Consider the following 16,432-nt stretch of genomic DNA (forward strand, 5'->3'; position numbering starts at 1 on the left):
TACGCAACGATTGCTTTCATTTTCTCTGGTAAATTGCTCATGTTTTTTCCCTCCTATACTTGAAACATACACTTATATCAAAAAGATCTGCCCTGCGCAGTCTTTTTGTATACTTTGCTATTTATACATAACGCCAGGCACAAAAGTCCTAAAAGCTACGAAACTCTTTTCTCTTGTCCCTGGCATTATAATATCATCTAACTATTCACGGATACGATCTCCGGTCTCAATATCAAACAAGTGTGTTTTTTCTCCACGAACTTCCAGTTTGATAATATCTCCGGCTTTATATCTTGTCTCATCATCCGTGATAATCATCAGAAGCGATTTTCCTACACGGATACCAATTCTTCTCTCGTCACCGAGGTTCTCAAATGTTGCAACCTCTTCCGGTGTTCCTTTGGAGTGCTCTCCTCCAATCATAACGTCCATAGGACGAACACCCATTTTACATTTGAATCCATTGCTTACTACATTGTAGTAACGTTCCGGAACCTGGATCTTCAGGTTACTGTCTTCGAATGTGAAGAAGAAGTGCTCTCCGTCTCCAACAATCGTTGTCTCCATAATGTTCATCGGAGGCTCACCGATAAAGGATGCAACGAATTCATTTACCGGATCATCATATACTTCTGCCGGTGTTCCATACTGCTGAAGGACACCAAAGTTGATGATCGCTATCTTATCTGCCAGCGACATCGCCTCTAACTGGTCATGTGTTACATAAACCGTTGTACATTTGATATCATTGATCAGACGTTTGATCTCTGTACGCATTGCCTGACGTGCTTTACCATCCAAGTGGGAAAGTGGCTCATCCATGAGCAGCAGTTCCGGACGACGGATAATCGCACGAGCAATATTTACACGCTGTTTCTGTCCACCGGATAATTTAACCGGCATTTTGTCAAGCAGGTCATCACACTGCATGAGTGGTGCGATCTCACGGACACGTTTGTCGATCTCTGCTTTGTCTACACCTTTTGCTTTTAAGTTGAAAGCAATATTATCATATACGGTAAGAGGCGGATACATCGCATAATCTTCGAACGCCAGACCGATATGTCTGTCCTTCGGATGAAGATCATTTACAAGTGTGTCTCCGATGTATATTTCTCCTTTTGTGATGTCCTCCAGACCGGCTGTCATACGAAGCGTTGTTGTCTTACCACATCCGGAAGGTCCGAGGAAAGCGATAAATTCACCCTGCTCAGCGACAAGATTCAGATCTTTTACCGCATAATCATTTGGTTTTGCACCTTTTTTCTTCTTACCCTGATTGTCATAACGTTTATAAAGATGTTTGATAGTTAATCCTGCCATACTCTTATCCCTCCTGTTCTGCTGCTAACGCTTTCACAGCCGCTTCTCTGTATCTTGTCAAATATTCCTGAGTCTCTGCGTCAAAGAACATAGCATGATCTAACTTCATATCTACATATATATCCTGGTCAATCTTAACTGTCAGTCCGTTCGGTGCGATCATACGAAGCTGCAGTCCGTCTTCTACGTCAGCTACGATAACGGCTTTGTTACCGATACTTTCGTAACTGTAAACGCTACACTTCATATAGCCTTCCTTCGGCTCAAATGAATAAGTAAGATTTTGTGGTCTCATACCGATATCTACGCGATCCAGTCCAAGTTCATCCAGTTTTGCATACAGATCATCCTCATGAGGAAGATCATATTCTTTTCCATTTGCTTCCAGCGTGAACTTATATGTATCGTCGGCTTTTTTGATTGCTCCGGTGATGATATTGATCTCCGGATCACCCATCAGTTCTGCAACGAACTCGTTACATGGCATATAATAAATCTCATCTCCGGTACCAACCTGAACCACTTTACCCTCATTGATAATAGCAATTCTGTCACCAAGTGACATAGCTTCCATGAAGTCATGTGTTACGTATACAGATGTTGTTCCGAAGTTTGCCTGGATCTCTTTTAACTCAGTACGCATGGAGTTACGAAGTTTTGCATCCAGATGTGCCAAAGGCTCATCCATCAGATATACTCTAGGAGAACGTACAAGTGCACGTCCCATGGCAACACGCTGTTTCTGTCCATTGGACAACTGACTCGGAAGACGCTCTAACAGATAGTCCATCTTCATCATCTCAGCAACTTCTGTAATTTTCTTTTTGATATATTCTTCATCTCTCTTGTATAATTTGCTTCTAAGCGGAGATGCCATATTATCATAAACTGTCATCTGCGGATACAATGCATAGTTCTCAAATACCATTGCTGTATCTCTGTGTGCAGCATCAGTCAGGTTTTCAACCTTTCCGTCAAATTTGATCACACCCTCTTCCGGAAGCTGGATTCCGGCAATGCAGTTCAGGATTGTTGTCTTTCCTGCACCGGCAGGTCCAAACAATACGAAGAACTCTTTATCTTTGATATCCAGGCTTACTCCATCAAGAGCTGTAACTTTTCCGAATTTTTTAGTAACATTTTCCAATTGTATTCTTGACATATTCTCACCTCTATCCCTTTACTGCACCGAAACTCAGACCACGAACCAGATGTTTCTGGATACACAGTGCGAAAATGATTGCCGGCAGAGCGGATACGGCTGCTGCTACAGCAAGCTGTCCATAGTGTGCACTGTCTGTTCCAAGGAACTTTGTGATCGCTACAGTGATCGGCTGAACGTTTGTACCTCCAAGCATCAACGGGAATGTAAAACTGTTCCATGCGAAGATAAATGCAAGGAGCGCAGCGGATACAAGACCCGGTTTGATAAGTGGTACAAGGTTCTTAAAGAAGATCTGATACCAGGAATATCCGTCTACCTGGGCTGCATACTCAATCTCAACAGAAATATCTTCGAAGTATCCTCTTACTACCCAGATCAGAAGCGGCATAGAGATTAATTGGTATACCCAGATCAGTCCAAAGTAAGAATCATAGATTCCTAATCTCTGATAGATCATGAACAGTGGTAATACTACCAGGATCTCAGGTGCGAATTTGAAAGAAAGAATCTGGAATGCGATATCTTCTTTCTTCTTGAAGTTGTATCTTGCAAGGGCATATGCTGCCGGTACACCTGCAAGTACGGAAATCAAAACTGCTCCTCCGGATACGATCAAACTATCTAACATATATTTCATATAATCTGTGTGAAGTAATACTTCCTTGTAGTTTGCAAGTGTTGGTGTAAATACAAATGTTGTTGTATACATCTCCGCATCTGACTTAAATGTCAGGATCAGCATCCAGATCAGCGGAAACAGAGCAAATATTGAATATATGGCTAAAAGTCCATTCTGAACTATACGGCCTAATCTTTTTGAAGCTGTACTCATGCTTAACATCCTTTCTATGTGAAAATAATCTTGTTTTCCAGTAACCTGTTATTCTTCCAGACCTGCTGCCTGTTTCTGTGCAGCTCTCTGTCTCTTAACGATCTGTTTTGCAATGATATTAATGAATACCCACAATACCAGGATGTACGGAAGTGCATATCCGAATTTCTGGAACTGGAATCCTGTCTGATAAGCGGTCAGTGACAGGTTCATAAGTGTATCTCCAGGGCCTCCCTTTGTCAGAGCGAAGATAACGGCATATTCCTGTAATGCTGCCATCAATCTGAACAGGAGTGCAATATATAAACTTGGTTTTAACATTGGCAGTGTCAGGTTACGGAAGTTAAACATTGTACTTCCTCCATCGATCTTAGCAGATTCGAATGGTGACTTCGGCAGTGACTGCAGACCTGCAAGTACAAGTAACATACAGAATGATGTGTTAACCCATACATCGATCATAACTGCTGTCATAAGTGCAGTCTTCGGACTTGCTGCCCAAGGGAATCCGACAATACCAAAGATGTTCAAGAATTTTTCGATAATACCAACGGAGTTGTTCAGCATCAACTGCCAGATGATCGTAGCTGTTACAGGTGCAACCATCAGCGGGAAGATCAATGCAACTCTCATAATCTTTGAAAATCTGTTGTTCAGGTTGTTGAGGATAATTGCTACCCCCATTCCTAATCCCATCTCAATTGCTGTACTAAAGAATGCATATTTAATTGTTACCCATGTTGCTTTTAAGAATTCTTTCGATGCCAGAATCTGTGTCCAGTTTCTTAATCCTACAAAACTATATGTTGGCATTCTGAAAGAGAAGTTTGTAAGTGAATAGTAAATTGCCATTACGAAAGGAATCATAATACCTATAGTAATGATTAGAGCAGGTGCCACAATCATATACGGAAGTGCTTTTGTTTTAAAAGGCACCACATTCAGCTCACTCGCAGCGGCACTGTTCTTATTCTGTTCTTTCATCCTAGTTCCTCCAATCAAAAATATTTAACATCCGGTACGGAGTTCTCACAATTTCAAAAGTAAAATCGAGGAGGGTCAGGTAACCCCTCCTCGACTCTAACCCTTAATATGTACGATTATGTCCATTTCGTACTTCAATTTTTAATCTCTCAATTAATCATCGATCACAAATAATCTAAACGTTCCCAATATTATTCATCGATCTGAATGTCAGCTACGATCTTATCAAGATCTTTCTTCAGCTGTTTCATAGCCTGCTCTGTAGATTTGTACTTGTTGCTTGTTACAAGATCCTGCAGAGTCTCTGCCCATTTTGTTGTACACTCGAAGAAGTACGGCTGTGGTGTGAAGTAGATAGATGCGTTCTTCTCAAGAGCTGCGATAGACTCGAGATAGTTATCTGCTTTACCAACGATAGATTTGTACTCATCACTGTTCATAACAGATGTACGAGGAGTATCCGGAGAAGCTCCTTCAGTTCCTGACCAAAGCATGTAATCTGGGCTTGTGAAGTACTGAATGAAGTACCAAGCTGCTTCTTTGTTCTTAGAATCTTTGTTCATAGCCAGTGACCAGATCCAGAGGTTTGTCTTAGCGTCAGCATCTGTCTTTCCTTCCGGAAGCGGAACTGTTGACCATGCAATATTTCCGGATTCTGCAGAAGCGCCTTTGTAGTTGTTGAAGTAAGCGTTACTTGATGCATCAAACATCATAGCTGCTTTCTTAGCTCCGAGGTCTTTACCACACTCATACCATGTAGCGTTTGCCCACTGAGTAGATCCGCCTTCTTTGATAAGTTTAACCCAGTAATCTGTCATATCAATAGCTTCTTTAGAATCAAGTTTACATACTAACTTGCCATCTTCGATTGCAAAGTCCTGAGCTCCCCATGTTGCGAATAATGACATATATCCAGGATGGATTGTTGCCCACTCACGAGTACCACGAACTGCGATTCCATATGTTCCGGATCCGTTGAATCCCTTTAATGCTTTAGCAGCTTTCAGAAGGTCATCTGTTGTCTTCGGAACCGCGATTCCTTTTTCTTTTAATACTTTCTTGTTATAGGAAATGTTGTTTAATTCCCATCCCATTGGAAGTGCCCACTGAGAACCTTTTCCAACTTTGTGTCCAGCTGTCAGATCCCATTTCAATGCCCCAACAACACCTGGAATGAAATCATCATAGTTGTAATCTTTGTCTGTAAGAGCCGGATTGTTAATGTAGTCATCCAATGGCTCCATGTATCCAGCCGGTGCATACTCCCAAACCTGATAAGCACCTGTCATGTAAACATCAGTGTCACCTGAGTGGCTGCTAAGAGAAGTGTTCAACTTGTCAAAGTAGTTAGACTCTGGTGTAGAAGAATATTTAACCTTAATTCCTGTCTTCTTCTCAAATTCCGGGATCTTCTTGATAACGGCTTTTGAGTAGTTGTGCTCATTGAACATTACGTTGATTGTTTTTCCCTTGTAGTTCTGCCAGTCGAAATCTTCGGCTTTTCCTTTGTCCGGCGCGTCACTCTTAGAAGAATCACTTCCTGTGGATCCGCCACAACCAGCGAGCATTGTAGCAACCATTGTCATACATAACAGTGCGCTTATAACCTTTTTTTTCATACCTTTCTTTCCTCCCTTTTCTATGGATTTTAATTTTGTACACTTTGTTTACGTATCAGTTTACCTGCCTGAACGTTTTGTACAAATTGTTTAATATTATTATAGCACAAAGCTGACTTTTGTCCAGGTGTTTTACATATGTAATGTTTCACAAAAAATTCATGGTGTTTTTGCACTATTTTTTCATTTTTTTGGTGATTTTTTTGTTAAATTTTTATTTATCCACTAAAAAAATGACTATAGTTGCCTTAAATACGCTTTTCGTGTATCATTAGTAACATATTGGACACTTTGGAGGTATACATCATGAAAGCATTTGAATACGACAGTGGCTTTATGAAATTTGCAATTCTTCTAAGCCGCCTGACACTCTTAAATCTGATCTGGCTGATTGCCTGTATCCCGGTTGTCACCATCGGTGCCTCGACAGCCGCCATGCATTACAGCGCAGCGAAGCTTATGAACGGTGACAGTCATGTTTTCGGGAATTACAAAACCGGTTTCCGTACATATTGGAAAAAAGGAACTGTGATCTGGCTGATCACCGCAGTATTCAGTGCCATCTTCGGTATGGCATCCTACCTGTTCCAGACAGCACGTATTCCTTATCATACGGTACTGATGGTCATCTCCGGCATGGCTTTCCTTACATTATTATTAGTAGTGATCTGGATCTATCCGACAATGGTGAATTTCTCCGGAAAGTTACAGGAGTTATTTTTCAATGCATTTATCTTCGCTTTTATGTACGCACCTGTCACACTGATCGCAGTGGTATTCTATGGAATCGCAGGATTTTTATTTATCCGCTTCCTGCTCACCAGAATGCTCGTAGTACTGTTCGGACCGGCTCTTATCGTTTACAGTACGCTGGTGCTTTTTGAGAAGGTATTTAAAAAATACAGACCTATGACCGAAGAAAGTTAAAGTCTGAATTGTAACTACACGCAAAGAACTGTCACTGACATATTTCTTCAGATACTATGACATCAAAAAATCTGTGCAAGCTATGCTTACACAGATTTTTTAATGTCCTTATTATTAGAAAGGAACTAAACGATATCTTATTTTCTACGATGCATTAGTCGAATTTGAATGCAACTTTGAAGTCGCCGTATTTTCCTGATGCATAGTCAAATGCTTTCTCCCACTCTTCAATCTTGAAGATGCTGGATACAACACCGTCTGTCTTTAAGTTGCCTTTCATCATGTTCTCGATTACGAATGGATATGCATACGGGCTTAAGTGTGATCCCAGGATATCCAGTTCTTTACGGTCACCGATGATAGACCAGTCAACTTTTGTCTCTGATCCAAATACACTGAACTCTACGAAACGTCCAAGTTTACGTGTTACAGTCAGTCCCTGAATAACGCTTGAAGGATGTCCGGTTGCTTCGATGTAAACGTCGCATCCATAGTCATCTGTCAGAGCTTTGATCTCTTTGTCAACGTCGCATTTTCCTGGGTTGAATACAAGGTCAGCGCCAAATTCTTTTGCTTTCTCCAATCTTCCATCCTGCATATCCAGAACGATTAAGAGTTTTGGATTCTTCATTCTTGCGTATGTGATCATGCCAAGTCCGAGAGTACCTGCTCCGGAGATAACTACTACGTCTTCGTTTGTGATGCTTCCACGGTCAACTGCATGTTTGGAACATCCATAAGGCTCTACCAGAAGTGCCTGCTCGATAGACATATCTTCCGGTACACGGCTTAATACACAGTTCTTAGGATATCTTACATACTCTGCCATACCACCGTTGTTGTATGACTGGAATCCGAGCATGTCGTGTGGCTGGCACATCCAGTAATGTCCGTCTTTACAGAAACGGCATTTTCCGCAAGGAACAATCTGGTCTGCGATGATTCTGTCGCCCAGCTCATATCCTTCTACGTTCTCACCCATCTCAACGATTCTTCCGAAGAATTCATGTCCCGGAATAAATGGTGGTTTAACCCATGATGGCTGTACATCATCTCCCCAGAACATTGCTGCACCGTGGCTGCACTTTAAATCACCTGCACAGATTCCGCAAGCCTCTGTCTTGATGATAATGTCGTCCGGTCCACATTCCGGTGTTGGATATTCCGGTTCAAAACGATAATCGTCTTTTGAATATGCTACCAGCGCTTTCATTATTTTCGGAGTACTTCCTTTTGTTGCCATAATACAAACACCTCTTTCTTAAAAAATATATCTTTTGTTATACTTCAAACTGTCCCCAGACAGTATCGAGAGCTTTGCTCACTGCATGATATTTCTCATATTTTTTCTGATAAATCTCATGCATCTGCGGATTCGGTTCTACTCTTCCTGATACGTGTACCATATGTTTTGCCGCATCCTCATAATCCTTGTATACACCAGCTGCGATCGCTGCTGCCATACCACATCCGAGTGCACCTAATTCTTTGGCATCTACCGTCTCAATCGGGAATCCTAAAATATCCGCAAACATCTGTACCCAAACTTCTGAATTTGCAGCACCTCCCGCCATACGAATTGCCTCCGGGCGTTCTCTGGATAATAATAACCTCTCAATATGTGTCTTATGTGAAAATACAACACCTTCATAAATCGCACGTAGCATATGTGCTTTGTTATGGTAAGTTGTAAGTCCGATAAATGCTCCCTTTCCAAGTGGATGTGCATTCGATCCATATAAGAACGGAAGGAAATATACATCACATTCTTCCGGTTTTACGGAAGCTACTTTTGCATTGACTACACTGTAGATATTTTCACCTTCCGGAATCTTCTCATTCTCCATACAGTTCTCCAGATACCACTCCAGGTTACCGGATGAAGTTGCACTGCATTCTTCTACGAGATAATATCCCGGCATTGCAAACAGAGAGTTCATGGCGATCGTTCCATCCATAACCGGCTCTTTTGCAATATATTCATTGATACTCCATGTACCTGCGATCGTACACATTCTGTCCGGTGATGTAACATCTACCGCAACTGCGCAGGCATCAATATCAAACATACCGCCTGCCACTGCCGTCCCTTCCGGAAGTCCGGTCAGTTCAGATGCTTCTTTGGAAATCGTACCGCACAGGTCATAAGAATAACGGATTGGCGGAAGCATATCATATACTTCTCCGATTCCCATCTTCTCTAAAATATCTTTATCAAATCTGACATCTCTGACATTCATAAGTCCTGATCCGGAAATATCCGTTGCTTCACTGTAAGCCTCTCCAGTCAGTCTGAATCTTACATAATCTTTTACTGAAAATGCATACTGGATATTATCGTAAATATCTCTGTGGTGATCCTTAAACCATGCAAGTAACGATACCTGCTGGCATGCCATGATCTCCTGACATGTTCTGTCATGGATCTCTTCATATACACCATTCTCATGCCATTTCTCCGGATATTTCCACGCACGGCTGTCTGTGGAAATAATTCCGTTATATGCCGGTTTGCCGTCTTTGCCCCAAGGATATAAGCCTTTGCCGTGACCGCACACTGCAATACCCAGAACATCTTCGCCATTAATTCCCGCTTTATTGATCGCACGCTTGATGCAGTCACAGTTTGCAAGCCAAAGCTCTTCCATATCTCTTTCCGTATAGCCTGACTTTGGTGTGATCACTTTCGTTGATCTGCCGGCTGTTGCAATCTCTTTTCCGGTCAGATCAAAGATCGCAGCCTTGGTCGATGTACCACCATTATCGAGTCCTATTACATACCGTTCCATATTCACGTCCTCCTTTGCCTGTTTCAATTATATATTCTTTGTGCAAATATATCAATGACATTTTTCCACCTCCGTGACTTTTGTCACATTTACACAAAAAAAGAACCTGACGATATTTACCGTCAGGTTCTACGCATGTCTATCTTTAATTTTTAGCCATCTACTATCTTGTAACGTATGCATGTTTGAGTTCAACAGATGTTGCTTTCTTATCTGCCTTAACTCCTGATGCTGTAATGCCTGATGCCAGTGCTGCTCCAATGTTGTAAAAATCTCTAACCATTACATAAATTCCTGCTGCTACAAAAAGAACGGATAAAATTGTTGCTACTAATGTCATCATACTTGTCACCTCATACTTTAGATTGTTAAAAATTTGTTTATCTTTTTTCTGATTGTATAATAACACAGCCTGCACTCTTCGTAAATGTCAAAAAGCTCCAATCTTTTTTTGTTTTCAGCATATTTTTTGTTACTTTTTTATCAATGTGTTTTGGCTTTTATTTAATTTTAGCAATTGCTTCCTGTTCTACGCTTAATCCCTGTTTAAATTGCTCTATAAATTTCTCGAATCCGTCCACATCTTCCGGCACCGGTTCCATCTTGCTGCCCTCATTTCCGGCAAAAACTTTGTTGTCAAGATAGTCTTCCAACGTCTCGCCGTTTGCTTTTCCAACTTCGTATGCAGCCAGAAGTGCAATTCCCCATGCACCGCCTTCGCCAGCTGTCTCCATTACGGAAACCGGAGCCTGCATTGCAGCTGCCATGATGCGCTGGCCAACTCCCGGAGTCTTAAAGAGTCCGCCGTGTCCTAAGATCTTATCAATCTGAATATGTTCTTCTTTTACAAGGATATCCATTCCGATCTTGAGTGCACCGAGCGCCGCATACAAATGTGTACGCATAAAGTTTGCAAGATTGAATTTACTGTTTGGTGTACGAATAAATACCGGTCGGCCTTCATCAATCGGAATAATATTTTCACCGGAATAATATCCATATGATAACAGACCACCACAGTCAGCATCACCTTCCAGTGCTTTGTTATATAATGTTCCGAACAATGTATTCATATCTACTTTCATGCCCATTGCTTCTGAATACTCTTTAAAAATATTCACCCATGCATTCAGATCAGAAGTACAGTTATTCGCATGTGCCATTGCCACCGGACTTCCGGATGGTGTTGTTACCATATCAATTTCCGTATATACTTTGGAAAGTTCTTTTTCCAGTACGATCATAGCAAATACAGATGTTCCGGCAGATACATTACCGGTTCTCTTTGCAACACTGTTTGTTGCAGTCATACCGGTTCCGGCATCACCTTCCGGCGGGCACACCGGAATTCCTGCCTGAAGTGTTCCGGTCGGATCTAATAATTTGACACCTTCTTCTGTCAGGCATCCTGCATCATCGCCTGCGCAGAGGACTTTCGGCATGATTTCACGGAGTTTCCAGCTATATCCACGGTCTTCGACAAGTTTGTCAAATTTTTCGATCATTCCATCGTAGAAATCAGATGTAGCCGGATCAATCGGGAACATACCGGATGCATCACCGACTCCTAAGACCTTCTGACCGGTCAGCTGCCAGTGAATATATCCGGATAAGGTTGTAAAATATGCCACATCCTTCACATGTTCTTCTTTATTAAGAATCGCCTGATACAGATGTGCAATGCTCCATCTCTGCGGAATATTGTACTGGAATAGTTCTGTCAGCTCTTCTGCTGCCTGTCCTGTGATCGTATTTCTCCAGGTACGGAATGGAACGAGCAGTGTTCCTTCTTTGTCAAATGCCATATAGCCGTGCATCATTGCACTGAATCCGATGCCGGCAAGGCTTTTGATCTCAGTACCGTATTTTTCCTTTACGTCTGCCGCCATATTAGCATAGCTGGCTTTCAGTCCTTTCCAGATGTCTTCCAGATCGTATGTCCAGATATGTCCGTCCAGTCTGTTCTCCCAGTCATAACTTCCTGTTGCTACCGGCTGATGATTTTCATCGATCATAACCGCTTTGATTCTTGTCGAGCCGAGTTCAATACCTACTACTGCTTTTCCGGTTTCAATCAATGTTTTTACATTCTCCTTGTTCATCTAGTGTCCCCCCTGTCCATAGTATGCATTTGCTCCGTGTTTTCTGTAATAATGCTTGTCCTGCAGTTCCTGTGGTGCCGGCTTATTTTCCGGATTGATCAGCTCACAGCGGCACGCCATCTTTGCAACTTCTTCTAATACTACTGCGTTGTGCACTGCTTCGTTGGCATCTTTGCCCCATGTAAACGGACCGTGGTTCTTACAAAGAACTGCCGGTGTTGCAATATAGTCTTTTCCGCGTGCTTCAAACTCGTCCGCGATCAGCACACCTGTATTTTTTTCATAAGCTTCTTCAATCTCTTCTTTTGTCAGATTGCGCACACATGGAACTTCTCCATACAGATAATCTGCATGTGTGGTTCCGTAGCATGGAATGTCTCTTCCTGCCTGCGCCCAGCTTGTAGCCCACGGGGAATGGGTATGTACGATTCCCCCGATATCCGGGAAACGGTTATATAATACCATGTGAGTATCTGTATCGGATGAAGGGTTGTATTTTCCTTCTACTTTGTTGCCCTGAAGATCAACGACTACCATATCATCCGGTGTCAGTTTATCGTATTCTACTCCGCTTGGTTTGATTACAAAAAGACCTTTTTCTCTGTCAATTCCGCTCACGTTACCCCAGGTAAATGTAACCAGTCCATACTTCGGTAGCATCATATTGGCTTCGTACACTTTCTTTTTCAGTTCTTCTAACATTCTATTGTCCTCCGTTCTTAAAGTCTACTATAGTCAATATATCTTAATTTTTATATGTTTTCAACTGATTTTCGGTAATATGTGCCAATAATCACTAATTTTAGTATCTGAGTACGGTTCCGTATACAGCGGTTCTTTCGTTTTCACAAACTACCAGATAATAGTCAAGCATGGATGTGTATCCTTCCCACTACTAGGGCTGATTAGTAACTCTCATCCATGAGTGATGTGCGCTGCAAGGTGCATGCAAAAAAGGAGCAGGAAACTTGCGCTTCCTGCTCCTTTTTTGTTCTTTATTCTGTTAGATTCCTGAATTACTCGATTATAACTCCGTCTTCTTCTACAACATTTTCTGTTATATCATCAACGTCATTCATCTCACCAATTTCTATATCATCACCTTCATCAAATGATAATTCATCATCTAATGCGTAATCGGAACCGAGTTTAATATCACGGTATTTTCTCATACCTGTACCGGCTGGGATGTGTTTACCAATGATAACGTTCTCTTTCAGACCTACCAGTGGATCGATCTTGCCCTTGATTGCTGCTTCTGTCAGAACTTTTGTTGTCTCCTGGAAGGATGCTGCTGACAGGAAGGAGTTTGTAGCAAGGGATGCTTTTGTAATACCAAGCATGATCTGTTCTCCGGTTGCCGGCTCTTTGCCTTCTGCTTCCAGAGCTGCATTTGTATCTTCAAATTCCAGAATGTCTACATTTGTTCCCGGAAGGAATTCTGTATCTCCTGCTTCTTCGATACGGATCTTCTTCAGCATCTGACGAACGATAACCTCGATATGCTTATCGTTGATCTCAACACCCTGCAGACGGTATACACGCTGTACTTCCTGGATCATGTAATCCTGTACGGCGCGGAGTCCTTTGATCTTCAGGATATCATGAGGATTTACACTACCTTCTGTCAGTTCATCACCGGCTTCCAGTTTTGCTCCGTCTAATATTTTGATACGTGATCCGTAAGGGATCAGATATGCTTTGGATTCTCCTGTTTCTTCATTTGTAACGACAATCTCACGTTTTTTCTTCGTGTCGCTGATTGTTGCAGTTCCTGCAAACTCTGTGATAATTGCAAGTCCCTTCGGCTTTCTAGCCTCAAAAAGCTCCTCGACACGAGGAAGTCCCTGTGTGATATCCCCACCAGCTACACCACCGGTATGGAATGTTCTCATAGTAAGCTGTGTACCAGGCTCACCGATGGACTGGGCAGCGATAATACCAACAGCCTCTCCAACCTGTACCGGCTCACCGGTTGCCATGTTGGCTCCGTAACATTTTGCACAGATACCGCTGTGTGAACGGCATGTTAAAATTGTACGGATCTTAATCTTCTTCAGTGTCTCACCATTTTCATCGACACCTTTTTTCATGATCAGCTCTGCACGTTTCGGAGTAACCATATGGTTCTTCTTAACAAGTACATTGCCATCTTTATCTACGATATCCTCGCACAGGTAACGTCCTGTAATACGCTCCTGGAGGCTCTCGATCTCTTCATTTCCATCCATGAATGCATGTACATACATTCCAGGGATCGGACCATCCTTCGGTGCACAGTCTACTTCGTGGATGATAAGCTCCTGGGATACATCAACCAGACGTCTGGTCAGGTATCCTGAATCGGCTGTACGAAGGGCTGTATCAGAAAGTCCTTTACGTGCTCCATGCGCAGACATGAAGTACTCCAATACGTCCAGACCTTCACGGAAGTTTGACTTGATAGGCAACTCGATCGTATGACCGGTTGTATCTGCCATCAATCCACGCATACCGGCAAGCTGTTTGATCTGTTTGTCAGATCCACGAGCTCCGGAATCCGCCATCATGAAGATGTTGTTGTATTTATCAAGTCCTGTCAGCAGGGCATGTGTCAGAGCATCGTCAGTTGTCTTCCATGTCTCAACAACTTCTTTGTAACGCTCTTCCTCTGTGATCAGACCACGCTTGAAGTTCTTTGTGATCTTATCTACTGTATCCTGTGCTTTCTGGATCATCTCTGGTTTCTGTGGCGGTACTGTCATATCTGAAATAGATACGGTCATCGCAGCTCTTGTAGAATACTTGTATCCGATTGCTTTTACATGGTCAAGAACTTCTGCTGTAGCAGTTGCTCCATGTGTATTGATAACTTTCTCAAGGATCTGTTTTAACTGTTTCTTACCTACGTGGAAATCAATCTCCAGTAACAGTTCGTTGCCTTCTACTTCACGATCTACGAATCCAAGATCCTGTGGAATGATTTCGTTGAAGATAAATCTTCCCAGTGTAGACTCAACAGTAGCTGTCTTATCTGTTCCGTCGGCAAGTGTCTTTGTTACACGTACTTTAATGCGTGAGTGCAGAGTAATTACCTGGTTCTCATATGCCAGGATTGCTTCGTTCACGCTCTTGAAGAACTTACCTTCTCCGATCGCTCCAGGTCTTTCCTGAGTCAGATAGTAAATACCAAGTACCATATCCTGTGAAGGTACAGCTACCGGTCCACCATCGGAAGGTTTCAGTAAGTTGTTCGGTGAGAGCAGAAGGAAACGACACTCAGCCTGTGCTTCTACAGACAGAGGAAGATGTACAGCCATCTGGTCTCCATCGAAGTCGGCGTTGAACGCGGTACATACGAGTGGATGAAGCTTGATCGCCTTACCTTCTACAAGTATCGGCTCAAATGCCTGGATACCCAGTCGATGAAGTGTAGGGGCACGGTTTAACATAACCGGATGCTCTTTGATCACTTCTTCCAGAACATCCCATACTTCCGGCTGAAGTCTCTCTACCATTTTCTTAGCATTTTTGATATTGTGAGCAGTTCCATTCTGAACGAGTTCTTTCATTACAAATGGTTTGAACAGCTCGATCGCCATCTCTTTCGGAAGACCGCACTGGTAAATCTTAAGTTCCGGTCCTACGACGATAACGGAACGTCCGGAGTAGTCAACACGCTTACCAAGCAGGTTCTGACGGAAACGTCCGGATTTACCTTTCAGCATATCAGAGAGGGACTTAAGAGCACGGTTACCCGGTCCTGTAACCGGACGGCCACGGCGTCCGTTGTCGATCAGTGCATCTACTGCTTCCTGTAACATTCTCTTTTCGTTTCTTACGATAATGTCCGGAGCGCCTAACTCAAGCAGACGTTTCAGACGGTTATTTCTGTTGATAATTCTTCTGTACAGATCATTCAAGTCAGATGTTGCAAAACGTCCACCATCTAACTGAACCATCGGACGCAGATCCGGTGGGATGACCGGAATGTTATTCATGATCATCCACTCTGGTTTGTTACCGGACTCACGGAAAGCTTCTACAACTTCCAGACGTTTTACGATTCTTGCACGTTTCTGTCCGGTAGCTCCCTGTAAGCCTTCTGTCAGTTCATTGTATTCTTTGTCAAGGTCGATTGCTTCCAGCAGTTCCTGTACGGATTCAGCACCCATACCTACTCGGAAAGCACTTCCCCATTTTTCTCTTGCTTCCTGATATTCCTGTTCAGACAATACCTGTTTGTACTGAAGGTCTGTATCCCCTTTGTCCAGCACGATATAGGATGCGAAATACAGAACTTTCTCCAGTGTTCTTGGAGACAGATCCAGGATCAGTCCCATACGGCTCGGGATTCCTTTGAAGTACCAGATATGGGATACCGGAGCTGCAAGAGCAATGTGTCCCATACGCTCACGTCGTACGCTTGCTTTTGTAACTTCTACACCACAGCGGTCACAAACGACACCTTTGTAACGGATCTTTTTATATTTACCACAGTGGCATTCCCAGTCTTTGCTTGGTCCGAAAATCTTTTCGCAGAACAAACCATCTTTCTCCGGTTTCAGAGTTCTGTAGTTAATTGTCTCCGGTTTTGTTACTTCTCCCCTTGACCATTCCAGAATCTTTTCAGGTGACGCCAAACCGATTTTGATTGCATCAAAAGTCATAGGCTGAAATGTTTGTTCCTTAGTATTTTCTGGCATACTGGC

Annotated in this window: 12 protein-coding genes; 1 reads left to right on the forward strand and 11 read right to left on the reverse strand. The window is 42.6% G+C overall.

The window, feature by feature from the left end; translation table 11 throughout:
- Positions 1-201: 201 nt before the first annotated feature.
- From DXC04_RS10380 to DXC04_RS10400, 5 genes are all read right to left on the reverse strand, one after another.
- A complete protein-coding gene (locus DXC04_RS10380; RefSeq protein ID WP_118288735.1) occupies positions 202-1,323 on the reverse strand; it encodes an ABC transporter ATP-binding protein in 1,122 nt (373 codons plus the stop codon).
- Between the two features lie 4 nt (positions 1,324-1,327).
- Complete coding sequence (locus DXC04_RS10385; protein ID WP_021860182.1) at positions 1,328-2,485, reverse strand: ABC transporter ATP-binding protein; 1,158 nt, start codon at positions 2,483-2,485, stop codon at positions 1,328-1,330.
- A gap of 10 nt (positions 2,486-2,495) precedes the next feature.
- Positions 2,496-3,320, reverse strand: a complete 825-nt coding sequence (locus DXC04_RS10390; RefSeq protein ID WP_021860183.1) for a carbohydrate ABC transporter permease — start codon at positions 3,318-3,320, stop codon at positions 2,496-2,498.
- 48 nt (positions 3,321-3,368) lie between these two features.
- On the reverse strand, positions 3,369-4,304 hold the full coding sequence (locus DXC04_RS10395; RefSeq protein WP_021860184.1) for a carbohydrate ABC transporter permease: 936 nt from the start codon (positions 4,302-4,304) through the stop codon (positions 3,369-3,371).
- Positions 4,305-4,495: 191 nt separating this feature from the next.
- Entirely contained in the window at positions 4,496-5,923 is a 1,428-nt protein-coding gene (locus DXC04_RS10400; RefSeq protein WP_021860185.1) for an ABC transporter substrate-binding protein, read from the reverse strand.
- A 306-nt stretch (positions 5,924-6,229) separates the two neighbouring features.
- On the opposite strand from DXC04_RS10400, the gene DXC04_RS10405 reads away from it, so the two are divergent.
- Entirely contained in the window at positions 6,230-6,850 is a 621-nt protein-coding gene (locus DXC04_RS10405) for a YesL family protein (RefSeq protein ID WP_021860186.1), read from the forward strand.
- A 154-nt stretch (positions 6,851-7,004) separates the two neighbouring features.
- Here DXC04_RS10405 and DXC04_RS10410 read toward each other — a convergent pair whose 3' ends face one another.
- The 6 genes from DXC04_RS10410 to rpoC form a co-directional block, all read right to left on the reverse strand.
- The gene (locus tag DXC04_RS10410) at positions 7,005-8,093 is read right to left on the reverse strand and encodes an alcohol dehydrogenase catalytic domain-containing protein (protein WP_118660957.1); all 1,089 of its coding nucleotides are present in this window, start codon (positions 8,091-8,093) and stop codon (positions 7,005-7,007) included.
- A 37-nt stretch (positions 8,094-8,130) separates the two neighbouring features.
- The gene (locus DXC04_RS10415) at positions 8,131-9,639 is read right to left on the reverse strand and encodes an FGGY-family carbohydrate kinase (protein ID WP_118660958.1); all 1,509 of its coding nucleotides are present in this window, start codon (positions 9,637-9,639) and stop codon (positions 8,131-8,133) included.
- Between the two features lie 163 nt (positions 9,640-9,802).
- On the reverse strand, positions 9,803-9,982 hold the full coding sequence (locus DXC04_RS10420; protein WP_021860189.1) for a hypothetical protein: 180 nt from the start codon (positions 9,980-9,982) through the stop codon (positions 9,803-9,805).
- Between the two features lie 157 nt (positions 9,983-10,139).
- Positions 10,140-11,741 (reverse strand): xylulokinase, encoded by a 1,602-nt coding sequence (locus tag DXC04_RS10425; protein ID WP_118660959.1) that lies wholly within the window; start codon positions 11,739-11,741, stop codon positions 10,140-10,142.
- Positions 11,742-12,443 (reverse strand): L-ribulose-5-phosphate 4-epimerase, encoded by a 702-nt coding sequence (locus DXC04_RS10430; protein ID WP_117538329.1) that lies wholly within the window; start codon positions 12,441-12,443, stop codon positions 11,742-11,744.
- A gap of 314 nt (positions 12,444-12,757) precedes the next feature.
- Positions 12,758-16,426 (reverse strand): DNA-directed RNA polymerase subunit beta', encoded by a 3,669-nt coding sequence (gene rpoC, locus DXC04_RS10435; RefSeq protein WP_118660960.1) that lies wholly within the window; start codon positions 16,424-16,426, stop codon positions 12,758-12,760.
- Between the last annotated feature and the right edge of the window lie 6 nt (positions 16,427-16,432).

It is taken from the genome of Dorea sp. OM07-5 (genome assembly GCF_003481355.1).
In the GTDB taxonomy this organism is placed as follows: domain Bacteria; phylum Bacillota; class Clostridia; order Lachnospirales; family Lachnospiraceae; genus Dorea_D; species Dorea_D hominis.